Below are 25,151 nucleotides of genomic sequence, written 5' to 3'. Positions count from 1 at the left end.
TACAGCAGGAAGCAGCGTCTATGATCATCAAGCCCCGCGTTCGCGGTTTTCTTTGCACCACAACCCACCCCGTGGGTTGCGAGGCCAACGTCAAGCGCCAGATCGACTACGTGAAGGCGCAGGGCCCGATTGCCGACGGCCCCAGGCGCGTGCTGGTCATCGGCGCATCAACCGGCTACGGGCTGGCCTCGCGCATCAGCGCCGCTTTCGGCGCCGGCGCGGCCACGCTGGGCATTTTCTTCGAGAAAGAGGGTACTGAGAAAAAGCCGGGTACCGCGGGCTGGTACAACTCCGCCGCGTTCCACAAGTTCGCCGAGGGCGAGGGTCTGTACGCGAAGAGCATCAACGGCGACGCGTTTTCAGCCGAGATCAAGGAAAAGACCATCGAGACTATCAAGGCCGACCTCGGCCAGGTCGACCTCGTCGTGTACAGCCTGGCGGCGCCGCGTCGCCAGCACCCGGTGACCGGTGTCGTGCACAACTCCACGCTCAAGCCCATCGGCAACGATACCGTGCAGAAAGGCGTGAACACGGACAAAGAGGAAGTCCAGGATTTCCACATCGAGGCCGCGACCCAGGAAGAGATCGACAACACCGTCGCCGTGATGGGCGGCGAGGACTGGCAGATGTGGATCGAGGCATTGGATGAGGCCGGCGTACTGGCGCCCGGTGCCAAGACCACGGCATACACCTATATCGGCGAGAAGCTCACCTGGGACATCTACTGGCACGGCACTATCGGCGCCGCGAAGAAGGACCTGGATCGTCGCGTCGTCGATATCCGCGCGCGCCTGGCACCCAATGGCGGCGACGCCCGGGTATCGGTGCTCAAGGCCGTGGTCACCCAGGCCAGCGCCGCCATCCCGGCCATGCCCATTTACCTGGCGTTGCTGTTCAAGGTGATGAAGGAGCGCGGTGTTCACGAAGGCTGCATCGAACAGGTCGACGGCCTGTTCCGCGATTCCCTGTACAGCGCGCAACCGTTCCTCGACGAGGAGGGCCGACTGCGCGCCGACCGCAAGGAACTCGACCCCGAAGTCCAGGCCGCGGTGGCCGACCTGTGGCAGGACATCAACACCGAGACGCTGCGTGAACTATCCGACTTTGAAGGTTACCGGCACGAATTCCTGCAGTTGTTCGGCTTCGAGGTCGATGGCGTGGACTACGACGCGGACGTCGACCCGGTAGTGCCCATCGCCAACCTGGTCTAGCCGTGCTGGAACCCGGTGCCGTCGCCGCGCTCTCGCCACGCGTACGGCGCATCGTCGCCCCCAATCCGGGGGTGATGACCGGCGCCGGGACTAACACCTACCTGCTCGGCAGAGAGGCGGTCGCCGTACTCGACCCGGGACCGGCCATCGATTCACACATCGAGGCCATCCTCGAAGCCGCTGCCGGGCGCATTCGCTGGATTGTCTGCACGCACACCCACCGCGACCACTCGCCCGCCTGGCAGGCGCTCGCCGAGGCTTCCGGCGCCGAGGTGTGGGGCGCGCTGCCCGAGGACAACATCGCCCAGGACGAGAGTTTCCGCCCGGACATCGCCCTGCAGCATGACCTGGCGCTGGAAACCCACGAATTCACCCTGCGCGCGCTGCACACGCCGGGGCACGTCGCCAACCACTACTGTTTCCTGCTGGAAGAGGAGCGCCTGCTGTTTGCCGGCGACCACATCATGAATGGCTCGACCGTGGTGATCATTCCTCCCAGCGGCGACATGCAGGCCTATATCCACTCGCTGCAGCGCTTGCTCGACTACCCCATCGATTGCATCGCTCCCGGCCACGGCGACACCATGGATGACGCCGGCGCCATCGTCGCGGGCCTGGTCCGGCACCGCCTGATGCGCGAGGAAAAGGTCGTCTCGGGCCTGCTGAGCACTGGCCGCTGCACGGTACGGGAACTGGTGACAGTCGTTTACGACGATGTGCACAGCGGCCTGCACAAGATCGCCAGCCTGTCGCTGACAGCGCACCTGATCAAGCTGCACCGGGAGCGGCGCGCCGTTCTTTACAAAGAAGACGATACCTGGGAACTGCGCGGGGAATAGCCGGTCTCAGGCGGCATCATCCGCGGGGCGCTGTGCTACAATGGCGCCGTTTTCGGCACCGGTCCTCACCTGTGCAAACAACCATCGGGGCAGGCGGGCACGGCCAGCGAAGGGCAAGTGGCCCGGGTAGAACATGAAAAAAATCGGCGAGCTGCTGGTAGAGCAGGGCAAAATTTCCGAGCGCGACGTGGAGCGTACCCTGCTCGCCCAGAGCGAGATGGGCGACATGTTCGGCCAGGTCCTGGTCAAGCTCGGACTCGTTTCCGAACTGGATTTCGCCCAGGTGCTCTCCGCCCAGCTCGACATGCCCCTGTGCGCCGCCAGCGACTACCCGGAAGAACCGGTCCAACTCGATGGCCTCGCCCGCGACTTTCTCTTCAGCAATACCGTCGTTCCGCTGTCCAGCGATGAACAGGGCGTGCGCTTCGCCGCCGCAGTCCCCCAGGACCCGTTCCTGGGTAAGGCGCTGCGTATGGCCCTGGACCGGCCGGTCAGCATCCACCTCGGCCTGGAGTCCGACATCAGCCGGGCGCTGCAGGGCCACAACCTCGATGAAGCAGAAGAGGGGGAGGACGAACTCCACGACCAGTTCGCTGGGCAGACCGACGACGAGTTCATCGAACACCTGCGCGATCTGGCGAGCGAGGCGCCGGTCATTCGGCTGGTCAACCAGATCATCCACCGCGCCCTCGACATGGGCGCCTCGGATATTCATATAGAACCCTTCGAGGACGGCCTGCAGCTGCGCTACCGGGTAGACGGCGTTCTGCAGGAATACCCCGACGCACCACCGCCGGGTCTGCGCGCCGCGATCGCCTCGCGTATCAAGCTGCTTTCCAACATGAATATCGCGGAACAGCGCCTGCCACAGGACGGTCGTATCATGACCCGGGTCAAGGGGCATGAGCTGGACCTGCGTGTATCGACCATCCCCACGGTGCACGGCGAGAGCATCGTGATGCGTGTGCTCGATCGCGAGAGCATTCGCCTCAGCCTCACCGACATGGGTTTCAGCGAGGATACCCTGTCGCGCTACCGCGAACTGCTGGCGCGCCCCCACGGCGTATTGCTGCTGACCGGGCCCACCGGCTCCGGCAAAACCACCACCCTGTATGCCTCGCTGGCCTCGCTGGATTCCGATCACCTGAAGATCATCACCGTCGAGGATCCGGTGGAATACCAGTTACAGGGGGTGAACCAGATCCAGGTGCAGGCGCAGATCGACCTGACCTTCGCCCGCGCCCTGCGCGCCATCCTGCGCCAGGACCCGGATATCATCATGATCGGCGAGATGCGCGATACCGAGACCGCGCAGATCGGCGTGCAGTCCGCGCTCACCGGCCACCTGGTGCTCTCCACCCTGCACACCAACACCGCGGCGGGTGCGATTACCCGCCTCGAGGACATGGGGGTCGAGCGCTACCTGATTACGTCCTCCGTTAACGGCGTGCTCGCCCAGCGCCTGGTGCGCAACCTGTGTAACGAGTGCCGCGAGCCCGTGCAACTGAGCGACGAGGCCATTCGCCACGCCGGCCTGGCGCCCTTCATGCCCACCGGTCACAACACCATCTACCAGGCCGCCGGCTGCGAGCACTGCATGCATACCGGTTACCGGGGGCGCAGCGCCATTCACGAACTGTTCGCCCTGGATGACGCCATACACCGCGAGATCATGTCCGGGGCGGACGCCACCGACCTGCACTCGGCGGCCCGCCGCGCCGGCATGATTACCCTGTACGAGGACGGCCTGCGCAAGGTCGCCGCCGGCCGCACCTCGCTCGAAGAAGTGCTGCGCGTGACCCAGGACCAGAACGAGGCGGACGCCGCATCCCCACCCGCGGGCGTGGAAGTGGATCTCGAACAACCGGTGTCCGCCTGATCCATGGCCAGTTTTTCCTATCGCGCTGTCCGCCGTGACGGCAAGTCCGTAGAGGGCGTGATCGAGGCCGAGGGCCAGGAACTCGCCTCGCGCCAGTTGCGCGCCCAGGGCCTGACCCTGCTCAAGCTCGAGCCCGGCGCCAGCGCCGCGCCACGCAAGACCTCCGGCAAGCCGCCGGACCGCAAGGACGTACTGGCGGTGACCTCTGAACTGGCAGTACTGTTGCGCGCAGGGCTGCCGCTGGACCGCGCGCTCAAAGTACTGATTGAAATGGCGGCGCAACCGGCGCTGCACGCCGTGTTGAGCGACCTGCTCGCGGCGGTCAAGGGCGGCAAGCCGCTGTCCGAGGCCATGGCGCAACACGAGCGTGTGTTCGGCAGTTTTTACGTGAGCATGGTGCGCTCCGGCGAGGCCAGCGGCAATCTCTCCGCGGTGCTGGATCGCCTGGTCGAACACCTGGAGAGCGCGCGGGCCAACCGCGAGAGTGTCGTCTCGGCGATGATTTACCCGGCGATACTCGCGGTGGTTGCCACCGGTGCGATCGTCATGATGCTGCTGTTCGTGGTGCCGCAATTCCAGGAACTGTTCGACGATATGGGCGACGCGCTGCCGCTGCTCACCCGCGGGATTCTCAACCTGGCGGAGTTCGTCAAATCCTGGGGGCTGTTGATGTTGGTCCTGCTGGTCGCCGCCGGCTGGTTCGGGCGCAACTGGCTGGCCACGGAGCAGGGGCGGGCGGCGCGCGATCGCTGGTTGCTGGGGCTGCCCTTCTTCGGCGCTATCGTCTTCGAGTTCGAAGTGGCAAAATTCGCGCGCACTTCGGGAACTCTGCTGCAAAGCGGTGTGTCACTGTTGAAAGCGATTTCCATCGCCATCGAAACTGTGGACAACCGCATCCTGCGCGACTCGCTGCAAGCCCTGCCGGCGGCGGTAAAGTCGGGCAAACGCATGTCGTTTGCGCTCGAAGAGACCGGCATGTTCACGCCCATGGTGGTGCAGATGGTGCGCGTGGGCGAGGAATCGGGGAGCCTGGACGGCATGCTGCTGGAACTGGCCCAGGTCTTCGACCAGCATGTCAGCTCCGGCATCAAGCGCGGACTGACGTTGTTGGAACCGGCCATGATCCTCACCCTCGGTGTAGTCATCGCCGTCATAATTATCGGTATTATCGCGGGCATATTTTCCGTCAATACACTGGTGGTCTGATCGCGAGACCCGGTGTCGCCGACTGCGACACGGGTTGGCAAACAACACGGGTGACCAAGGCCCGGACAGGAATACAAGCATGGCAAACGAACGCATGAATCGACTCAATCATCGACACAGCTCCCGCAATATCCCAGGACGCAGCGCCGGATTTACCCTGATCGAACTGATGGTCGTGGTGGTCATTCTCGGCCTGCTCGCGGGGCTGGTCGGGCCGGCGGTGTTCAAGCAACTCGGCGGCGCCAAGAGCAAGACCGCGGGCATCCAGATCAGCGACCTCGAGGCTGCGCTGGAGATGTACAAACTCGATGTGGGTCATTACCCACCGACCCAGGCCGGCCTGGATGCACTGCAGGCAAAGCCGGCGGATGCGGCCGGCTGGAATGGTCCCTACCTGAAGAAATCCGTGCCCAAGGATCCCTGGGGTAACGAGTACCACTACAAGTACCCCGGCGAGCGCGGCGAGGTGGATATCTTCACCTATGGCGGCGACAACTCCCCGGGCGGCGACGGCGAAGATGCCGACGTCGGCAACTGGGACGAGTAACGCTCGCCAGCCGCGCGGCTGCCGATCATGATCCGCCCGGTTCGACAACTGCCTGGCTCCCCCGCACGCGGTTTCACCCTGGTTGAACTGGTGATCGCCATGGCGATTGCCGGGCTGCTGATCGCGGTGACCGTGCCGGGTTCGCGCAAACTCTACCAGTCGATGCAGTACAACCAGTCGGTGCGCGGTGTGCTCGGCCTGTTGCACGAGGCGCGGCGCAAGGCCCTGGATTCGGGTAAGCCGCAGGATGTCGAACTGGATACCGAGGCCTTGCAGATCACGCTCAACGACAAGACCCGGCAATTGCCCGAGGGATTCCAACTGTCTGTTTCCACCGCCAGCGAGATGAATCGCCAGAACCTCGGCGTGATTCGCTTCTATCCGGAGGGCAGTTCCACCGGCGGTGATCTTGAGATCGTATCGCCCACCGGCCGCGGTGTGCACATCACCGTCGACTGGCTGATGGGCGGGGTCAAGCAGGAAGCCGTGGATGCGCGCTGAAAGTTCCCGGCGCCGCGGGCAGCGTGGCTTCTCGTTGCTCGAGATGCTGGTGGCTATCGCCATTCTCGGTCTCGCCCTGGGTGCGTTGTACCAGGCGGCCAGCAGCGCCACGCGCAACGTGCGTACTTCCGAGCGCTACGCCTACGGTGTGGAACTGGCGCGTTCGCTGCTCGCCGAGAACAGCCGGGTACCGCGTAGCGGGGTCAATGCCAGTGGTGAAACCAGCAGCGGCTACCAATGGCGGGTCGAATCCCGGGCGCTGGGCAAAGCGGGCGATAGCGAACTGCCGCTGCAGGACATCGAGGTGGGCGTCGCCTGGTTCGACGGCGACAAGCGCCGCGAGATCGTGCTCAACTCCGTGGTTGAGGCGTATCACGATGCGCAGCGCTAGCAGCAGTTCCGGCTTCACGCTCATCGAGGTGGTGGTCTCGCTGGCCGTCCTGTCGCTGGTCATGGTTGCGGTGGTCGCGGGTATGCGCACCCTCGGCAATACCCAGGTGGCACTGGAGCGGGTGACCGGCCGGGTCGACGAGGTACGCACGGTCAGCAGTTTCCTGCGCGACCTGATGGAGTCCGCGGTCATCGGCAGCGATACCGGCGGCCTGTCGCTGGGCGGCGCCAGTTCCGAGACTACTTTTTTCAATCTCGACGACGGCGCGCTGGAGTGGAAAACCCACCTGCTGTTCGGCGAGAGCTACGGCGGCAGCTATGTCGTGCGCGTCGGCCGCGAGGGTGATGAACTCATGCTGCGCTGGTTGCCCCCGGACCGGGTGGAGGAAAACCCCGACAAGTGGAAGGACGCGCCGTCCCGGCCCCTGGTCGACAACCTGGAAGAATTCGCCGTCGCGCTGCGTCCTGATTACCGGGAGGACTGGACCGACAAGTGGCCGGATTCCAGCATTGCCCCGGCCCTGGTCATGGTGCGCCTGAAGGCCGACGGCCGGTACTGGCCGGACCTCGTCATGCAGGTGCAGCGATGAAGGCGCGGCAGCGGGGTGTCGCCATGGTCGTGGTGGTCTGGTTTATCGCCGCCATGAGCCTTGTGGTCGGCGGCATCGTCGCCCTGGCGCGGGTGGAGAGCGGTACCACAGGCCTACATGTCGCCCGGGCCAAGGTCGTCGCCGCGGGGGATGGCGCGATCAACCTGACCATGGCTGCGCGGCAGTCGCGCGCTACCCGGGCGGGCGATACGCCGCCCGCGATGGATTCGCTGCAGCGCATCGGGGAACTCGAGGTCCTGGTCAGGGTTATTCCCGCGGACGGCTTTGTCGACCTCAACCAGGCGCCCGCGGAACTGCTCGCGGCACTGTTCCGACACGCCGGTGGGATGGACTCCTCACAGGCGCAAACCGTGGCAAACAATGTGGTAAAGTGGCGCAGCGCGACGCGCAGCGACCAGGGGCGCGACGCCGGTGAACCGGCTCGATTTTACTCGTTGGAGGATCTCCTGCGGGTGGAGGGTGTGAACCGCAGCGTGCTCGATGGGGTGCGCAATTTTGTGGTCGCCGGCGACTGGGCCAGTGGCGGCATGAACTGGGACAGTGCCCCCTCGGCGATGCTGCCGGTACTGGACGCCGTGGACCCCTCCCGGGGCAATACCGCCCGTGAACGTCGCAGTGCCAGGTCGCAACGCGCAACGCCGGCCGCGAGCGGCAGTGGTGTGTACCGGGTCGATGCGCTGGTGGAATACGGCGGCCGTCTCTGGCTGCGCCGTCGCTGGGTGCAGACCGGCGGCGCGGTGGGCTCTTCACTACCCTGGCACGTCCTGCGTACCGAGGCGCCGCGCGTGGTGAAGGAATAACGATATTTTGGGAACGTGGCATGGTTGAGTCCGGGCACAACTGGGAGTTGTTCGGCTACGATACGCGCAAGCTGGGGCGGCAATTCACCGCAGCCTGGCGCGATCTGCTGTGGGCCGAGGAATCTCCCATACGCAAGCGTCTCGACGAGGCGGTAGTCCTGCGCACACCGGAGGGCGAACAGACCTGGCAGGCCGGCGTGCCATCACCGGGTGTGACGGCCAAGTCGCGTGCGGTGCTGCTGCCCGACGACCTGGCGTTGACGCGTACCCTGCGCTTTCCCGTTGCCGTCGAAGCCGACCTCGCCGATGCACTGGCCCTGGAAGCGGCGGCCAGCAGCCCCTTTGCCGCGGACGACACCGCCACCGGCTGGCTGGTCACGCACCGCGACGAGCAGTCGTTGCAGGTGCAACTGGTGATTGTGTCGAAAAGCGCCGCGATGACCTACATCGCGCGCGAGTACGACAGCCACGACGCTGCCGCCCAGGAAGTCTGGGTTGCCGCGGAAGGCGGCATGGTCGTCGTGGCTGGCTTCGGCGAGTCCGACCGGCACGGCCGCTATCGGCGCCGGCTGCTGCGCGTCGGGGCCATGGCCGGTGCGGCCGCGCTGTTGTTGCTGGTGACCGTGCTGGTCGGTGCCGGCTTCAAGAAATGGGAGCTGGAGCGACTCTCCGCGGTAGAGGAATCCACTCGCCAGGAAGCGGCCCAGGCCCTGCGCTTGCGCACCACGCTGGGAGGCGCAAATGCTGTCATCGAAGCAGTGAACGCGATCTCCGCCGAGTACCCGAACCCGCATTCGGAACTGGCCCGCCTGACTCACCTGCTGGACGACGATGTCTACGTCGAGCGCCTGTCCATCGAGGGCAGCGCGATGGACGTCCGCGGCAGGGCACTGGACGCGGCCAGCGTTATGGAATTACTGGCGAAGCAGCCGGCCTACGCCGGAGTGACCGCGGGCAGCCCGATACGCAGCCTGCCCGGAACCCGGCAGGAGCAGTTCCACCTGAAAATCACCCGGGCCGGTGACGCGCAATGATCGCCTGGGCCAAAATTCACCAGCGCAGCGCGATTATTTGCGGCCTGACGCTTCTGCTCCCCTTTCTTGTGTACTGCAAATTGCTGGGCGCGGCCTGGGGCCTGCGCGCCGAAGCTGCAGGTGCGATAGATAACCTGGGGCCGAGGATTGCACGCATGCAGGGTGTGCTGCAGGTACAGGACCAACTCACCACGCTGGCGCGGGACGCCCAGCAGTTGCGCGGCCAGCTGGTGTATCCCGCCACCGCGGATCGCAATACCGCCGCGGCCTCGCTACAGTCCAGCCTGCGCCAGCTGATGAGCGAGGCGGGTCTGTCGATCTCCGATAGCCAGGTCCTGCCGGTGCGGGAAGAGGAGAAATTCGATTACATCGGCATCCGGCTGACAGTGTCCGGCGACATGGCCAGTCTCGACCGTGCGCTGGTCGCGCTCGCCGACTTCAAGCCACTGGTGATGGTCGAGGCGCTGACAGCCTGGCCCACCCGGCAGCGCCGGCAGCGCGGCGATGCGGAAACGCAGGAAGTCACTGTCTCCCTGCGCCTGCTATCCCTGAGGTCTGTATTGTGAGCGCACTGTTGCAGCGTTACCGCTCGGTGGCGGACCCTTTGCGCAGTGAGCGTCGGGTGGAACTGGTACTGGTGGTCCTGGCATTGCTGCTACTGGTACAGCTGGCCTGGGGTGTTTTCCGGCTGGTAGTCCCATCCCTCTCCTCGCCGCTCCCCCCCGCAGCCGACGCGCTGGTGGTCGGCGCGGTGCATGCGGGCTCGGTGCTGGACGAGGAACAACGGGCAGAATTTCGCAATCGTCCACTTTTCTGGGAATCCCGGGCGCCGGTCGCGGTCGCAGAACCGGTGAAGGTCTCGCGCAAGCCGAAGGCGGATGAAAAGCTGGGCAAGCTCAACGGCGTCAAGCTGACCGGTGTGTTCGGCAGCGGTGATTCAGCTGGTATCATCTTTTCCAGCAAGGGGAAGGAGCACCGCGTGATGGTTGGCGAGGCCGTCAATGGCTGGCGCCTGGAAACCGTGGAGCCCCAGCGCGCGGTGTTCAGCGGCAACGACAAGCAGGCGGAATTGCTGCTCGAACAGGTTGCCATACCGGTCTCTGTCCAACAGCAGGGCGCGAGCGCCGCACCGGCATCGAGTCACTACGATGCCGCAGAGGATCAGGCAGCGGGACACAAAACCCAGCAGAAAAAGGCCGGCAAGAACGGCAAGAACAACAAGGCGGCGACCAGTGATTCCCTCTCGCTCGGGGGTGGGTCCGGCGGTGCGCACTAGCCCTACGGAAAATATGAACAGGCCATCAGGAATGAAATTTTCGCAAATCGTGTTCGGAGTGCTGCTGGTAACGATGCTCTCCAGTTGCGCCACCACGCCCGCCGATCAGAGCGGTGATGGCAGCTCCGCGGCAGATGATGGCCCCGTGCTCGCTACCTCGGCAGCGGAACTGGCAGCCGCGAAGGAGGAGGAGAGCAAGCAGCGAGAGTCCGTGGTCTATCGCGGGAATGACCGTCTGGTGAATATGCCGGCGAAAGAGGAGCCCGTGCGCTTCGTCGGCGACGACGTCAGCCTCAACTTCGAGCAGGCACCCCTGGACGAGGTGACCCACGCGATTCTCGGCGACATCCTGAACCTGGATTACCTGGTCGACAGCCCGATCAAGGGGCAGGTCACCCTGCGCACGCGCACGCCCATCCCGCGCGAGCAGCTTCTGGAAGTGCTCGAGTCGCTGCTCAAGGCCAATAATACGATCCTGCTGCGGCGCCCGGATGGACGCTACCTGGTCACCGGGGAGAACAACGGTGTGCGCCTGGCCCCGCGGGTCTCCAACCCCAATGACAGCGGCGCCGGATTCTCTACCATTATCGTGCCGCTCAACTACATCAGCGCGTCCAACATGGCCGAAATCCTGCGGCCGGTCGCCGAGGAATCCGCCTTCGTGCGCGTCGACAACTCCCGCAACCTGCTGATGCTGGCGGGCACGCGCGAGCAGCTCGACGGCTGGCAGGACATGATCGCCACCTTCGACGTCGACCAGTTGAAGGGCATGTCCGTGGGTCTGTTCCCGCTGGAGAACAGCAGCGTCGAGGAGGTCGCCGCCGCGCTGACCGCAATGATGGGCGGGGCCGATGGCGAGGGCAACATGGCGGACCTGATCCGCGTCGTGCCGGTCGAACGCCTCAACAGTATTCTTATTGTCACACCGCGGGTGCATTATCTGGAGAGTGTGCAGAAGTGGATCGAGCGTCTAGACGACGCCCACCATTCCGACTTCGATTCCCGCCTGTATGTGTATCCGGTACAGAACACCACCGCCGCGCGCCTGGCCGACCTGCTGAACAACATCTACAGCGGTAGCGGCGGGCAGCGCAACCGCAGTTCCGGACTCGGTGATACCGGTGGCGTGGCGCCTGGCCTGACGCCCGAGACCCTGGGTTCCGGCGGTTCCAGCTTCGGCAGCAGCGCAAACGGTGGTGGAAACTCAAGAGGTACTGCCTCGAGCTCCAACCTGCAGCTCGGCGGCATGGTCGGTGAGAGTGAAACCGCGACCGATGTGCGGGTGGTTGCGGACGACGAAAACAACGCCCTCATTATATATGCCTCGCCCATGCAGTACCGCGTGATCGAGGGCGCGCTCAAGCAACTCGATATCGAGGCGACCCAGATTATCATCGAGGCGAGCATCATGGAGGTGACGCTGTCCGACAGCCTGCGCTACGGCCTCGAGTGGACCTTCAACAATTCGATCAATGGCGGTTATTCGGGGGAGGGCATTCTCTCCAGTATCGATGGGGCGACCAGCCCGTCCTCCATCCTGCCCGGGTTTTCCTATTCCGTGGTGAAGTCCGCCGGCGATATCCGCGCGGTGCTCAATGTGCTGGCCCAGGAAAGTCTGTTGAATATCATCTCCTCGCCCTCGGTGATGGTGCTCGACAACCAGACCGCGATGATCCATGTCGGCCAGCAGGTTCCGATCATCTCGTCCAACGTGACCAATGTTGCCAGTGATACCGGGCGGGTCATCCAGTCGATCGAATATCGCGATACGGGGGTGAAACTCGAGGTGACTCCTTCCGTGAATGCCGGCGGCCTGGTGACGATGGATGTGAAACAGTCTGTCACCGATGTGGGCGACAGCTTCGGAACCGGGGCGAGTGCCCAACCCTCATTCCTCGAGCGCAATATCGAGAGCCGGGTGGCGGTTCGCTCCGGCCAGTCCGTGGTCCTCGGTGGCCTGATCCAGGAAAACTCGTCAACCGGGTCTCAGGGCCTGCCCTGGCTGCACAAGATTCCCCTGCTCGGCGGCCTTTTCGGCACAGACAGCGAGAGCAAGCGCCGCACGGAATTGCTCGTGGTTATCACCCCCCGGGCACTGTACAACGCGCAGGAATTGCGCGAGGTCAGCCAGGAGATGCGCTCGCGTATTCGCAACCTGGACCTGATCGAACCGCCAAAGTAGGTGACCACTTCGCCGCAGTCCCAGTGGGGGGCGGAATGTGGGGGTAAACTTTGGTATTTTTCACAGCAGGCATGCCCGCGGGTGCCGTCGCCCACGGGGCGCGATACCCGGGTAGCGAGCGGGCCCTAGAGGCCTCCCTTCGCACCTGATCGCGTTTTGTTTGCGGCCTCGATCCCGGGCCGCGCGGCGTGCGGGGCATACCAATCTGGCGGCCGGTCGCGTATAATCGCGCCCTCTCAATGAAAATGGTCAAGAAAAACAGTATGTTACGTGTTATTTTGATGAGCTTCGTCGTGCTGCTCGCGGCGTGCAGCAAGGCACCCGCGCCGGCCGGAGAGCCGAGTTCCACCTCTCGCGAGGCACTCGAGTTGCGCGCCCAGGAGCGCTGGCGCGCGCGTGTCGCCCGCGACTGGGAGAAGGCCTACGAATACGAGTCACCTGCATTTCGAGAAGTTTTCCCTAAGCACCTGTATGTCAAAAAGTTTTCATATACAGCGAACTGGGAGTTGACAGGTTTGGAAGTCATTAATTATGATCCTGATGCGGCTGTAGCTAGTGTGGCGGTTAGGGTCATGTCCAAACCTGCCAAACAAACAACTGCAGCGGCTAGAGCGTTAGGTGCGATGCCACGCGAGCTTCGCGAGAAGTGGATTCTCGTCGACGGTGAGTGGTGGTATAGCATTACTAATTAGACGTTGCTTTAGTTGACAGCAAGCTGCAGCTAGCAATAATAGCGCTAGCAATCTGTGTTTTACGGTTGTAACAAGACTAGACATTAGGAGTCTCCTTATGAACGCAAACTTTAAGCCTCTTGGTCTGGCTGCTGCAGTAGCAACTGCAACTGCCGGCTACGCAGGTGTAGTGAACGCGCAAGCGACCCTGGCGGGTAACACCCAGCTGGGCGACCTGGCGATCGTTCCCTACTACACTGTGATGGAAGGCTACGCCACTGGCGTAAACGTCATCAACACCTCCGGTCGCACCCAAGCGGTTAAGATCCGCTTCCGTCGCGCCGCAGACTCAATGGATGCCCTGGACTTTAACGTTGTACTGTCTCCCTACGACATGTACACCGGCTTCATCCAGGAATCTGGTGGTGACATCTTCTTCATCTCCAACGACAACAGCTGTACCGCTCCGGCGTACCCCGCTGGCGGCTTCAAGATGCCCAACATCTTCCGTGAAGGCGCTGAGACCGGTTACATCGAGATCCTGAGCATGGGTGCTCCGATCGCCGAGACCGAAGCTGTTGCAGTATCTGCCAAGCACGACGCTACTGGCGTTCCGGCTGACTGTGCAGGCGTGCGTGACAACTTCTTCGCTGACGGCGTTTCTGCTACCGTCCGCGGTGTTGTTGACTCCACCACCACTGTTCAGAACGTCGCTGGCGTTCCGACCGACAACACCTGGGAAGAGGCTCCTGAGTCTCTGAAAGTCTCCTACTTCATCAAGGACGACGACTCCGGTATTGAATTCGGCAACAACGCTGTACACATCGCTGAATTCCTGGACGGTCCGGCTATGACCAACCAGCAGCGCGGTGTTCGCGACGGCGACCTGCTCGGCTTCGACCACCCGAACCTGGACGGCGGCTCACCCATCGGTGGCGGCGCCAGCATCGGCCTGTACGAGCCCCTGCGTGTGACTCTGGGCGCAGCTGCCCTGATCAACGACTGGTCCCAGAACTCCACCGGTACCTTCAGCGTTGACACCGACTGGGTTGTTACCATCCCCGGTCAGTACCTGATGATGGACCTGCCCCAGTACATCGCACTGTACGAAGCTGGCACTCCTGAGCTGTGTACCTACGCCGCTGGTTGTGACTTCCGTGACATCCCGATGGAAGCTGGCTTCACCGTCTACGACCGTGAAGAGCGTGGCATCACCGTCGATCCGGGTGACCTGGTTGTTTCTCCGCAGCCTCCGGAAGAGATCGAGATCGTCGCCCTGGATAAAGAAGTTAACGTTATCCAGTGGGGTACCTCTCCGGTACTGGACGCACCGTCACAGATCATCGTTGACAAGCCTGCCGGCGCCGCATTCGGCTGGTCTAGCCTGGTTGCAACTTCTTCTGCATCCAAGGTTCAGTCCATCTGCGAATACGACCTGGTCAACCCGCTGAACCCGATGACCTGTACGCCGACCTCTACTCCGGCTCCGCTGATTGGCTTCGCCGCATGGCAGCGTAACTTCGCTGAACTTGCTGAAGCTAACTACGGCCGTATTGTCGAGCACAGCCGCGTACAATCCTCCAGCTAATTCGTTAGCTAGGGTAAAATCAAAGCCGACACCTCCGGGTGTCGGCTTTTTTATTCCTGAAAAATGAGATTCCCGAGAGTACCGATGCTTAAAGCCCCTATTTTTCCGATCCTGTTCGCTCTTGTCCTGCCTGCCTTCGCCAGCGCCCAGCAAGTCGTTGTCGAGGATGAAGGCGTTTCCCTGAGCGCCGATGAACTGGCCTACCACGTGAGCAAGTGGTCGCCGCAGATGCGTGAAGCCGCCCTCGATGACGATGGTGATCGTCTCGAACTTGTGAACATGGTGATGATGAACAAAAAGCTGGCGGCGACGGCAGACCCCATCGTGGCCGAGAATCCTGAACTCGCCATGGAGTACCAGGAGGGTCTCGAGGCCTACAAGCGCAATTTCATCCTGCGCCACTATCGCGACACCCTCGAGCTCCCCGATTTCTCCAAGCTCGCCAAAGAACGCTACGAGACCGAGAAAGACAAGTATGCACTGGTGCCCGAGCACCGTGTTTCATCGCAGATCCTGATCAAGTCGCCGCCCGGCATTCCCCGGGATGACGCCCTGGCCGAAGCCGCCGACGTGCTCGAGCAATTGCGTGCCGGTGCAGATTTCCTCGAGATGGTGAAAGAGCACTCGGACGAACCTGGCGCGGTAGAAAAAGAAGGCAAGTTCAACCGCTGGATCAAGTACGGTGAAATCGGCGTTGCTCCGCGCTACAGCGAAGGCCTGTTCACCATCGGCAAGGTCGGTGAATTCGCCGAGCCCGTGCAAACCCAGTTTGGCGTACATATCATCCGGCTGGATGGCATCCGCGAGGCCTACTACAAGACCTTTGAAGAAGTGGAACCGGCTATCGTCCAGGACCTGGCGGATGAGTACGTGAAGCTGTCACTGAAAGACTATGTCACCAAGTACAACCTGACCGATCAGGCGGTTGTCGATGACGCTGCAGTGCTGGAGATCCTCGCTCCCTATGCCCAGCCGCCCGCGGGCGGTAATGATGCTGCCGAAGCCGCAGAGCAAAGTGAAGATGCGGCGGCCGATCAGGAGCAGGCTGAGGAGTGAGCCCTGCGGCGCCGGACGTCGCAGTTCTCCTGTGCACGTTTAACGGCGGCCGTTACCTGCAAGAGCAGCTGGAGTCGCTGTCTCGCCAGACTCACCCGCGCTGGACATTGTATCCAGCCGACGACGGTTCCAGCGACGCGACCCTGTCGATTCTCGAGCAGTGGTCGCCCGCTGGCCCGGCGGTGGTAAAACCGGTTCGTACCGGTCCCGGCAGGGGCCACGCCGCGAACTTCCTCTCGTTGCTGTGTGCGCAGGATGTTTGCGGCGATTATTTCGCCTATGCCGACCAGGATGATGTGTGGGATGCCGACAAGCTCGCGCGCGCTCTGCAGCGGCTCACCGCGGTCCCTGCGTCGCTGCCGGCACTGTATTGTGCTCGCACGCGTTCCATCGATTCACACGGCGAGGTATGTGGTGAATCCCCGCTGTTTTCTCGTCCCCCCGCATTTGCCAATGCGCTGCTACAGAACATCGGCGGTGGCAACACCATGCTGATGAATGCCGCGGCGCGCGAACTCCTGCTGGCGGCGGGTCCGGTGGATGTCGTCAGTCATGACTGGTGGACCTACCTTCTGGTCACCGGTGCCGGGGGTGAGGTGATTTACGACCCGCAGCCCTGCCTCAGTTACCGGCAGCATGGCGACAACGCCGTCGGTGACGCGCGAGGCCTGGGAGCCCGCCTGCGCCGCTACCGTGGTTTCCTGCGCGGACGCAATGCCGGCTGGTACGAACGCAACCTTTCTGCGTTGCGCGCGAACATCGAATTGCTCACTCCGCGCAACCGCGAGTTGTTGCAGCAATTCGAAAAACTTCGCTGCAGTCACTTGCCCGGACGCATCGGAGCCTTGCGCGCGAGCGGTGTTTACGCCCAGACCACGAGTGGTCAGTTGGGCCTCTATGCAGCCACTTTATTAAAGAAAATCTAGGCAGTTTGCGTATAATGCGGGCTTCTCGCGAGTCTTCACCGCCGGCCCGATTCCGATAACTATGTCCGACACCAAAAAGTTGATTGTCGTCCTCGGCGCGCACCGTTCGGGCACTTCGCTGTGCGCGGCCGCAGTGGTCGGACTCGGTGCCGATGCGTGCCTCGGAGAGCATTACGCTAACGACGAGAACAGCAAGGGCTTCTTCGAACATCCGGATATCGTCGACTTCAATGACCGCCTGCTGGACCACCTCGGCGGCAGCTGGGACAACCCCCTGTTCGACGGGGCTGAGGCCATGGCGGGTGCCGACCTCCAGGCCCGGAGCGACGAGGCGCTTGAGTTGTTCCAGGAAATTTACGGCGGGGCGCCGATAGCGGTCATCAAGGACCCGCGTATCTGCCAGTTGCTGCCGTTCTGGCTGCCCCTGTTTTCCAGGGCGGGATACCTTCCTGAAGACGTTCTCTGTATCCATACCCTGCGCGACCCGGTGGAGGTGGCGCTGTCGCAGCGCAGCCGGGCGTTGGCGAACCCGACCTTCTACGAATTCGGCCGCACCCTCGCCGAGGGCGCCGTGCTGTGGTTATCGCTGACCGCCCAGGCACTTGAGCATGGCGGCGAGCAGCGTACCTATTACCTCACCTACGCGGATCTGGTGCAGCAGGGCGAGACGACCCTGCGCGCGCTGGCGGACTTTCTCGAGCTGCCTGCCCGGGACGATGCGGTTGCGCGCTTTTGTAATGAATTTGTCGATGCTTCACTGTACCGCAGTGCGGCGGATGCCGATGCCCGCGCTGAACTGGCGCAGGACTTGCCCCAGGCTGGAGAATTCTTCGAGGCCGCGCAGTCGCTGCGCGGCACTGCCGAGGCACAAGCGCTGGAGCGCTGCCTGGCTATATGGCGCCGGGCAGACACCCGCACTGCGCTGCACACAGTGTCAGTGCCGGCGCTGTCCCGCCTGAGCACCCGCTGCCGCAGCGCCGGGCTCGCGTTGCAACGCAGTGAGGAAAGCGTCGCGGACCTGCACGGCCAGGTGAGCGAACTCCAGGACAATACGCAGCGTATCCAGCGCGAGCACCAGGACGTCGTTGTGCCTTTGCGCCAGCAACTGCGCGATCTCGAATCGGGTAATACCGCCCTGCAGTCGCAGCTGGTTGAGCAGGCCGCGGAACTGGAAAAAGTCATCGAGGAAAACCGGCGCACGGTGCATGAACTCCTGGAGCGCGCGGGTAGCCTCGAGCAGGACAAGTTGCAGCTGACCGGCGAGGTGCAGGATCTGGGCAACCGTATCGGCGAGATGGAGATGTCCACCTCCTGGCGTGTCACCCGGCCCCTGCGCAGCCTCAGTCTGCGCCTGCAGCAGTTACGCGCGTGGCAGGCGTCGCAGTGGGTTCGTTTCCGCCTGCGCGCGATCCTCATCTATCACCGTATGAGCCTGCGGCAGCCAGCACTGGCCTATGGCATTCGCCGGCTGGTGCGGCCGTTCTTTCGCCTGATGAACCGGGTTGCGCACAGTGCGCCGAATCCGGCGCTCGCCGCCTCATCGGCCGGATTGCTCACCCCGATGCGCTACCAGCAGGTCGAATCGAGCGAAGAGTTTGCACCGTTGATCAGCGTCATCGTGCCCAACTACAACCACGCACCCTACCTGGAACTGCGCCTGGATTCGATTTTTTCCCAGACCTACCAGAATTTCGAAGTCATTTTGCTCGACGATGCATCCAGCGACGACAGTGCCGACATACTGCGGGACTACCACGCGCGCTTCGCCGACAAATCGACCCTGGTGGTTAATGAACAGAATTCCGGCGGCGTGTTCCACCAGTGGGAGCGCGGCCTGAACCTGGCGCGCGGCGATATCGTCTGGATCGCCGAGAGCGATGACTGGTGTACGGAAAACTTCCTTGAGACCCTGGTCCCTTACTTCGAGAACGAGGCGGTGCAGATCGCCTATGCACGCACGGTCTTCATGGACGGGGAGGGCGACCGCCAGATCTGGTCGATCAACGAGTACCTGCACGACATCGACCCGCAGCGCTGGAATCACAGCATCGTCGCGACCGCGCCGGCGATCGTGCGCGAGGCTTTTGCGGTCAAGAATATTATCCCCAACGTCAGCTCCGCGCTGATGCGCAATCCGCGACGCCTGGAGATCCTGCACGAACCGGACTGGCGGCGTATGCGCACCTGCGGCGACTGGGTGCTCTACCTCCACCTGCTGCGCGGCGGCATGCTGGCCTACTCGCCGGCGGCCTGTAATTACTACCGTATGCACGGCAGCAATACCTCGGTCAGTTCCTATTCGCAGGACGAGTTCTATTGCGAGCACGAGGTCGTCGCCCGTCACCTGCTCAAGTACTACGACGTTCCCCTCGCCGCGATAGCCCGCCTGCGCGAGAACCTCGCCGTTCACTGGCGCGAAACCCGGGGCGAGTTCAGCGATGCAGCGCTGGAGCGTTGTTTCAGCCTGGCCCGCATCGAAGAAGCCGCCGGTCCGCGCGAGCCCAATCTGCTGATGGCGTCCTATGCATTCTGCTCCGGCGGCGGCGAGACCTTCCCGATCACTCTGGCCAACATCATGAAGGCCAGCGGTTATAACGTGACCTACCTGGATTGCGCCCGCGAGCCGCGGGTGGAGGGTGTACGTCGCCGCCTGCGGCCGGATATCGGGGTGGTCTCGGATTTCACCCAGTTGGAGCGAATCGTCGCGGATTTCGAGATCGACGTCATACATTCCCATCACGCCTGGATGGACAGCACGATCTTCGAGGTGTTGCCGGAGGACAGCGACTGCAAGGTGGTTGTGACCTCGCACGGAATGTACGAGACGATCAACGAATACGACCTGCGGCCTATCCTGCCGCGGCTGGTACAGCGCAGTTCGGCGATCATCTACGTCGCCGAGAAAAACCTCGAGGCACTTGGTCGCCATGGGCTGCTCGGACGGGCGCGTTTGGAGCGTATCGATAACGCCCTCGAGCCCGAATCTTTCGAGCCTGTAGAGCGTGCCAGCCTGGGTATCGATGCGTCGGCCTTCGTGCTCACCCTGGTCAGTCGCGGCCTGCCTGACAAGGGCTGGCAGGAGGCCATTGATGCAGTCAATGCAGTACGAGATGCCGCCGGCTGCGATGTCCACCTGGTGCTGGTTGGTGATGGCCTCGAGTACGACCGCCTTTCGGCCACTGAACTGCCGCCGCATATCCACTTGGAAGGTTTCCAGGAAAACGTACGCGGCTATTTTGCCCTGGCCGACATGGGCTTCCTGCCCTCGCGCTTTCGCGGCGAGAGCTTCCCGCTGGTCATTATCGAATGCCTGCTCAGTGGCCGGCCGTTCCTGGCCAGCGACCTCGGGGAAATTCGCCGCATGCTGGACAGCGAGGCGGGTATGGCCGGCGCCGTTGTGCCGCTGCGCGGAGATGACGTCGATATCGAGGGTATGGTGGAACAAATCACCACCGTCGCACGTCAACCCGATGTCTACAGCGCGATGCTGGAGGCCGTGCCCGCAGCGGCCGGCAAGTTCGACCCCGCGCTACTGGCGCGACGCCACGACGAGGTATATCGCTCGGTGCTGCGGGGAGAAGAGGGGTATGGCGAGGTGCCGTTGCAGCGTGTCGCCGGAAGTGAGGGACGATGAAGAAAAAGCTGTACCTGCATATCGGCATGGGGAAAACCGGGACCACGGCCCTGCAGAATTTTTTCTGGGACAACCGCAAGCTGTTGGCCCAGAGGGACATTTGCTACCCGGAACTCGGCTCGCAGTCCCATGCCCACCATTTGCTGTCGCCGCATATTCCCCGCTTCCTGGAGGGCGAATGGCAGTTCAAGCGAGTGGACGACTGGGCGCCAAAGCTGGCTGAGAGCGAGCAGTCTCGCATTCTGCTGTCCTCTGAGTTGATGGCCTGGGCCGAGGACGCCAAGGCGCGCAAGTTCTGCGCCCAGCTCTCCGTCTGGTTTGACGTGCACATGGTGATCTACCTGCGCCGGCAGGACAACATCATCATGGCCAGCTACAACCAGCAGATCAAGGCGGGTCCGCAGCGGCGGCGCATCGACCTGATCTACCGCCAGAAGGTGGAGCGCTTCGACTACCCGCGCATCCTGGCACCCTGGACGGACTCGCTGAGTCCCGGCAAAGTAATCGTTGGCCCCTACGAACGGGAGCAGTTTTACCGCGGGGATATCCGCCGCGATTTCATGCACCGGGTTTTCGCCCTGGATCTCGATGATGCCTTCGAGCTGAGCACCGGCAACTCGAACCCGCGGCTGTCGCTGGCGGCGGGTGAGTACAAGCGCATGGTCAACAACCTGGACAAGGACGGCGCCAAGAACGCGCGTTTCAACGAATTGCTGATGCGCTACTCGGCCGAACAGGATACGGATTCGACATCCTACTACTCCAGTCAGTCGGTGCTGTCTCCGCAGCAGCGGTTGGAGATCATCGAGACGACCCGCGAAGCGAGCGCCAAGATCGCCCGCCAGTACCTCGGCCGTGCCGATGGGAAGCTTTTCCTTGAGCCGGAACCGCAGCCGGATGATCTCTGGAACGGTATCGACCTGACCCGCGAGGATGCCGATGCGATCACCGCTTACATCCGCCAGCACGACAGTCACCTGTTGCATTGGTTGAGCCGGCAGGTCGAGGAGAAAAAGGATCACCTCGCCTACCAGATTCGTCACTCGGCACGTTTTCTTGCTGGTAGCGTGTTGTCGAGTAGCGAGGTGCCACAGGTCTACAAGGTGTCACGCGAGGACGCCTCACCGCTGGTCATCGGCGGTCTGGGCGGCAGCGGCACGCGCCTGGTGGTCTCCCTGCTGCGACGCATGGGCGTGGTGTTTGGCGGCGAACTCAACGAATCGCTGGACAACCTGTGGTTCAGCTTGCTTTTCGTACGCCGCGCTATCCTCCTCAAGTCCGACGACGAGATGGACAAACTGGCCTGGCTTTTCGCCAACGCTATGCGTCACGGTGTCGAGGTCTCTTCCGAGTTGCGACAAATGTTGATCGAGGCGTGTGAAAGCGAGCGCAGCCCGGTATTGCCGCGGGAATTGCGCGAGCAGTCGGCGGCCTCGCTGCTCGCCTCGCCAACGATAGACCGTCGTCATCAACACTGGGGCTGGAAGGAGCCCAACTCGCACATTCTGCTGCCGGCACTGGATCGCTGCTTTCCGCAAATGAAGTACGTGTACGTGGTGCGCAACGGGCTGGATATGGCCTTTAGCGAGAACCTGAACCAGCTCAAGTATTTCTGGGGCGATCTCCTGCTCGAGGGTGATTGTGAGCCCACACCGGTCAACGCGCTGCGCTATTGGGTGGCAGCACACAAGCGGGTACAGGGCTTTCGCCAGCGCCTTGGGGACCGCCTGCATTTTCTCAGTTTCGACCGCCTGTGTACCGATCCGGAAGGTGAACTCGAGGCGTTGCGCGAGTTTGCCGGGATACAGATCAGCAAGGCTGACCTGCAGGACATCGCCCAGACCGTCAAGCCGCCATCGACCTCAGGGCGTTTCCGCGAGCACGACCTGAGTATCTTCGACCCCGCCGACGTCGCCTTCGTGCACGAGATGGGGTTCGAGGTTGAGTGAGAACCCGGCACCGACCGGGCAGTTGACGGCGCGAGGCGACTGGCGCGAGCAGATCTTCAATCGGCGCATGCTGATCTGTGTATTCACCGGCTTCACATCGGGCCTGCCGCTATACGTGTTGCTGCAGTTGCTGCCCGCCTATCTGGAAGACAGCGGCGTCTCGCTCAAGGAAATCGGGCTGTTTGCCCTGGTCGGCATTCCCTACACCTGGAAATTTGCCTGGGCGCCCTTCATGGATCGCTGGGTTCCCCCGCTGGGTCGCCGTCGCGGCTGGCTGCTGCCATTACAGGTCCTGCTGCTGCTCTCGATCGGTATGCTGGGTATGTTCGATGCACAGCGCGATATCGGCGTGATTGCCTGGGTCGCATTTGCGGCTGCGCTGTTCAGTGCCAGCCAGGATGTGGCCATCGACGCCTACCGGCGGGAGATTCTGCCAGACGCGGAACTCGGCCTGGGTAACTCAGTACACATCACGGCCTACCGTGTTGCAGGCTTTGTGCCGGGAGCACTCTCCCTGATCCTTGCGGATCATCTACCGTGGGATGCGGTGTTCTGGATCACTGGCGGATTTATGCTGGCCGGCATCGGTATGACGCTGGCTGTTGAAGAGCCGGAATCAGGCGTTCCCGTCGCGGGTGGCCTCCGTCAGACTGTCGTCGCCCCGTTCCGAGAGTACCTCGAACGCAAGGGTTGGCGCGCACTGCTTCTCGTGCTGTGTTTCATGTTCCTATACAAACTCGGGGATAACATGGCCACTGCTCTGTCCACACCGTTCTACCTGCAGCTTGGCTTCACCAAGAGCGAGATCGGACTGGTAGCCAAGAACGCGGCATTCTGGCCGATGATTATCGGTGGTCTTGCCGGTGGCATGCTGATGATTCGCCTGGGTATCAACCGGGCGTTGTGGCTGTTCGGTGTCGTGCAGTTGACCAGTATTCTCGGCTTCGCGCTTCTTGCCGCCGCCGGGCCCCTGCTCTGGCTGCTCGCCGTGGTGATCGGCTTCGAATATCTCGGGGTCGGCCTGGGCACAGCTGCGTTCACCGCGTTTATCGCGCGCGAGACCAGCCGCGCCTACGCAGCCACCCAGCTTGCACTGTTTACGGCACTGGCCGCCGTGCCGCGGACCTTTGCGAATGCCAGTACTGGATTTATTGTGGAGTCCGTGGGCTGGTTCAACTTCTTCCTGTTGTGCGCGGTGCTGGCGCTGCCGGGTATGTTGTTGCTGTTCTGGGTCGCCCCCTGGCGGGAGTCGCGATGAACTGCGCCCTCGAGGTTTAGTTTTATGGCCTGTTCCAGTAAGCGTTACTGGTTCGAATTTGGTCCGCACAACAGTCGCCGGACAGGTTTCAGTCGATAGTTTCAAGGCAGCTGATCATCCATGCTGACCGAAAACCTGGTGACAGGGTGGCTGACAATTCGACGCAGTCGCTCTTCAAGAGATTGGCGGGAAAGTGAGCTGAAAGTTTTCGCCGCGTTTCGGGAGTGTCTTCAGTGGTGGTCCGCGCCGCTGGGGCGGTGGCGGAAACGCTTGAGATTGATACGCCCGCTGTCGTGAAATTCCACACCCTCTGCTTCAAGCCGTTCGCGCTGCCGACCTGCGCCGCCCGGCAGCGAGATTCGTCCCGCCGCGTTGACCACCCGGTGCCAGGGTATCCTGGTGTCGGTGGGCAGTCCCTTCAGCGCCCGCCCGACCCGGCGCGCTGCGCCCGGCAGGCCGGCCTGGGCCGCCACGTCACCGTAGGTGGCGACTTTGCCCCGTGGAATCAGGGCAACCACCTGCCAGATGCGCTGATCGATCTCGTTGGGCTGGGAGGGCATGCTGGCTGGTTCGGCTCGGGAGTGGCGGGGTTGTAATAGTGTCACATGCCCGCATACTGTGTGGCGAGCGGAGGCTTTCAATGCGAATTTTTTTCATGCTCCTGCCCTGGCTGGAGCTGTTCACCCTGATTCAACTGGGTATCAAGACCAGCGCACTCACTGCGCTGTTGTACGTGCTGGCCACTGTCGTGCTTGGTGTTTTCATCCTGCGCCGCCAGGGCGCGCAGATGCTCGAACGCGTGCGCGACATTCAAATGGGACGGGCCGCCGGGGCACAGCTGCTGGTCGATGACCTCTCCATGGGGCTGGCCGGGCTGCTGTTCATCATCCCCGGCATGATCACTGACGTGGTAGCCCTGATCGTCCTCATCGGTCCCCTGCGCCGCAGCCTGGCGCGCCTGCTCGGGGTCAAGGCCAGTGTCAGCGAAACCGGGGGCAGCATGGGTGCGAGCACGGTCTACGAGGAGCGCGGCCATGTCACCATCGAGGGACAGTACTCTCGGGTGGATGAAGGCGAAAAGCCTTAACCTGTTGAAATATTTAAATTAATCATTGAATTTCTGACGAGCGCCGCGCGCCTGCCGGCGCTTGACTGAGCGCGATTCCTCACTAGAATTAGCACTCTCGCAAAAAGAGTGCTAACCAGCCCTTGAAATGCCCCGCAACGTCCCCATCAACCGAGCATCCCCGTCGGGGGGACTGATAAAACTGTAACCAGGAGATAGACACACATGAGTATCCGTCCGCTGTACGACCGCGTGGTCGTTCGTCGCAATGCTGAGGAAGAAACCACTGCTGGCGGTATCGTCCTTCCGGGCTCTGCCAAGGAAAAGCCCAACCAGGGTGAGATCGTGGCCGTGGGTCAGGGCAAGGCCCTGGACAACGGTGAAACGCGTCCCATGGCGGTAAAGGTCGGTGACAAGGTCGTGTTCGGCCAGTACGCCGGCAGCAACACCATCGAGATCGACGGTGAAGAGCTGATCATCATGGGTGAGAGCGAAATTTTCGCGGTCGTCGAGTAAGACCGTAGCAA

The 25,151-nt window shown here is 62.7% G+C and carries 23 protein-coding genes; 22 read left to right on the top strand and 1 reads right to left on the bottom strand.

Annotated features, from left to right (window positions below; genetic code table 11):
• Positions 1 to 20 precede the first annotated feature (20 nt).
• The 20 genes from fabV (at position 21) to E4634_RS08135 (ending at position 23,558) form a co-directional block, all read left to right on the top strand.
• Complete coding sequence (gene fabV / locus E4634_RS08230) at positions 21 to 1,211, top strand: enoyl-ACP reductase FabV (protein WP_135442671.1); 1,191 nt, start codon at positions 21 to 23, stop codon at positions 1,209 to 1,211.
• A gap of 2 nt (positions 1,212 to 1,213) precedes the next feature.
• The gene (locus E4634_RS08225) at positions 1,214 to 2,050 is read left to right on the top strand and encodes an MBL fold metallo-hydrolase (protein ID WP_240725125.1); all 837 of its coding nucleotides are present in this window, start codon (positions 1,214 to 1,216) and stop codon (positions 2,048 to 2,050) included.
• Positions 2,051 to 2,183: 133 nt separating this feature from the next.
• Positions 2,184 to 3,929, top strand: coding sequence for a GspE/PulE family protein (locus tag E4634_RS08220; RefSeq protein WP_135442668.1), 1,746 nt, complete (start codon positions 2,184 to 2,186; stop codon positions 3,927 to 3,929).
• Positions 3,930 to 3,932: 3 nt separating this feature from the next.
• Positions 3,933 to 5,135 carry a type II secretion system F family protein gene (locus E4634_RS08215; protein WP_135442665.1) on the top strand — a complete coding sequence of 401 codons (1,203 nt, stop codon included), beginning with the start codon at positions 3,933 to 3,935 and terminating at the stop codon, positions 5,133 to 5,135.
• Positions 5,136 to 5,214: 79 nt separating this feature from the next.
• A complete protein-coding gene (gspG, locus tag E4634_RS08210) occupies positions 5,215 to 5,682 on the top strand; it encodes a type II secretion system major pseudopilin GspG (protein WP_276606620.1) in 468 nt (155 codons plus the stop codon).
• 27 nt (positions 5,683 to 5,709) lie between these two features.
• Positions 5,710 to 6,183 (top strand): type II secretion system protein, encoded by a 474-nt coding sequence (locus E4634_RS08205; RefSeq protein WP_135442662.1) that lies wholly within the window; start codon positions 5,710 to 5,712, stop codon positions 6,181 to 6,183.
• The gene (locus tag E4634_RS08200) at positions 6,173 to 6,574 is read left to right on the top strand and encodes a type II secretion system protein (RefSeq protein ID WP_135442660.1); all 402 of its coding nucleotides are present in this window, start codon (positions 6,173 to 6,175) and stop codon (positions 6,572 to 6,574) included. Before E4634_RS08205 ends, E4634_RS08200 begins: the two co-directional genes overlap by 11 nt.
• Positions 6,561 to 7,163: a prepilin-type N-terminal cleavage/methylation domain-containing protein gene (locus tag E4634_RS08195; RefSeq protein ID WP_135442657.1), complete on the top strand. Its 603-nt coding sequence runs from the start codon at positions 6,561 to 6,563 to the stop codon at positions 7,161 to 7,163. Before E4634_RS08200 ends, E4634_RS08195 begins: the two co-directional genes overlap by 14 nt.
• Positions 7,160 to 7,984 carry a helix-hairpin-helix domain-containing protein gene (locus E4634_RS08190; protein ID WP_135442654.1) on the top strand — a complete coding sequence of 275 codons (825 nt, stop codon included), beginning with the start codon at positions 7,160 to 7,162 and terminating at the stop codon, positions 7,982 to 7,984. The genes E4634_RS08195 and E4634_RS08190 overlap by 4 nt, the downstream gene beginning before the upstream one ends.
• Positions 7,985 to 8,004: 20 nt before the next feature.
• On the top strand, positions 8,005 to 9,018 hold the full coding sequence (locus tag E4634_RS08185; protein ID WP_135442651.1) for a PilN domain-containing protein: 1,014 nt from the start codon (positions 8,005 to 8,007) through the stop codon (positions 9,016 to 9,018).
• Positions 9,015 to 9,584 carry a type II secretion system protein GspM gene (gspM, locus tag E4634_RS08180; protein WP_135442648.1) on the top strand — a complete coding sequence of 190 codons (570 nt, stop codon included), beginning with the start codon at positions 9,015 to 9,017 and terminating at the stop codon, positions 9,582 to 9,584. Before E4634_RS08185 ends, gspM begins: the two co-directional genes overlap by 4 nt.
• A 56-nt stretch (positions 9,585 to 9,640) precedes the next feature.
• Positions 9,641 to 10,294, top strand: a complete 654-nt coding sequence (locus E4634_RS08175; protein ID WP_135442646.1) for a hypothetical protein — start codon at positions 9,641 to 9,643, stop codon at positions 10,292 to 10,294.
• 31 nt (positions 10,295 to 10,325) lie between these two features.
• A complete protein-coding gene (gene gspD / locus E4634_RS08170) occupies positions 10,326 to 12,476 on the top strand; it encodes a type II secretion system secretin GspD (RefSeq protein WP_135442643.1) in 2,151 nt (716 codons plus the stop codon).
• Between the two features lie 239 nt (positions 12,477 to 12,715).
• Entirely contained in the window at positions 12,716 to 13,168 is a 453-nt protein-coding gene (locus E4634_RS08165) for a hypothetical protein (protein ID WP_135442640.1), read from the top strand.
• A 97-nt stretch (positions 13,169 to 13,265) separates the two neighbouring features.
• Positions 13,266 to 14,735 (top strand): hypothetical protein, encoded by a 1,470-nt coding sequence (locus E4634_RS08160; protein WP_135442637.1) that lies wholly within the window; start codon positions 13,266 to 13,268, stop codon positions 14,733 to 14,735.
• A gap of 84 nt (positions 14,736 to 14,819) precedes the next feature.
• The gene (locus E4634_RS08155) at positions 14,820 to 15,791 is read left to right on the top strand and encodes a peptidylprolyl isomerase (RefSeq protein ID WP_167854821.1); all 972 of its coding nucleotides are present in this window, start codon (positions 14,820 to 14,822) and stop codon (positions 15,789 to 15,791) included.
• On the top strand, positions 15,788 to 16,717 hold the full coding sequence (locus E4634_RS08150) for a glycosyltransferase family 2 protein (RefSeq protein WP_135442633.1): 930 nt from the start codon (positions 15,788 to 15,790) through the stop codon (positions 16,715 to 16,717). Before E4634_RS08155 ends, E4634_RS08150 begins: the two co-directional genes overlap by 4 nt.
• A 61-nt stretch (positions 16,718 to 16,778) precedes the next feature.
• Positions 16,779 to 20,351 (top strand): glycosyltransferase, encoded by a 3,573-nt coding sequence (locus E4634_RS08145; RefSeq protein ID WP_135442631.1) that lies wholly within the window; start codon positions 16,779 to 16,781, stop codon positions 20,349 to 20,351.
• A complete protein-coding gene (locus E4634_RS08140) occupies positions 20,348 to 22,300 on the top strand; it encodes a sulfotransferase family protein (protein WP_135442628.1) in 1,953 nt (650 codons plus the stop codon). Before E4634_RS08145 ends, E4634_RS08140 begins: the two co-directional genes overlap by 4 nt.
• A complete protein-coding gene (locus E4634_RS08135) occupies positions 22,293 to 23,558 on the top strand; it encodes an AmpG family muropeptide MFS transporter (RefSeq protein WP_346763334.1) in 1,266 nt (421 codons plus the stop codon). Before E4634_RS08140 ends, E4634_RS08135 begins: the two co-directional genes overlap by 8 nt.
• Positions 23,559 to 23,788: 230 nt before the next feature.
• Here the strand turns inward: E4634_RS08135 and E4634_RS08130 are convergent, their stop codons facing one another.
• On the bottom strand, positions 23,789 to 24,118 hold the full coding sequence (locus E4634_RS08130) for an MGMT family protein (RefSeq protein ID WP_135442626.1): 330 nt from the start codon (positions 24,116 to 24,118) through the stop codon (positions 23,789 to 23,791).
• 80 nt (positions 24,119 to 24,198) lie between these two features.
• Between E4634_RS08130 and E4634_RS08125 the strand changes: the two genes are divergently transcribed.
• The gene (locus tag E4634_RS08125; protein WP_240725124.1) at positions 24,199 to 24,645 is read left to right on the top strand and encodes an FxsA family protein; all 447 of its coding nucleotides are present in this window, start codon (positions 24,199 to 24,201) and stop codon (positions 24,643 to 24,645) included.
• 204 nt (positions 24,646 to 24,849) lie between these two features.
• Positions 24,850 to 25,140 (top strand): co-chaperone GroES, encoded by a 291-nt coding sequence (locus E4634_RS08120; RefSeq protein WP_135442624.1) that lies wholly within the window; start codon positions 24,850 to 24,852, stop codon positions 25,138 to 25,140.
• Positions 25,141 to 25,151: the final 11 nt, after the last annotated feature.

It is taken from the genome of Mangrovimicrobium sediminis (genome assembly GCF_004745945.1).
In the GTDB taxonomy this organism is placed as follows: Bacteria; Pseudomonadota; Gammaproteobacteria; order Pseudomonadales; family Halieaceae; genus Mangrovimicrobium; species Mangrovimicrobium sediminis.
Note: the sequence above shows the minus strand (reverse complement) of the source record. Positions and strands in the feature narration are given on the sequence as shown.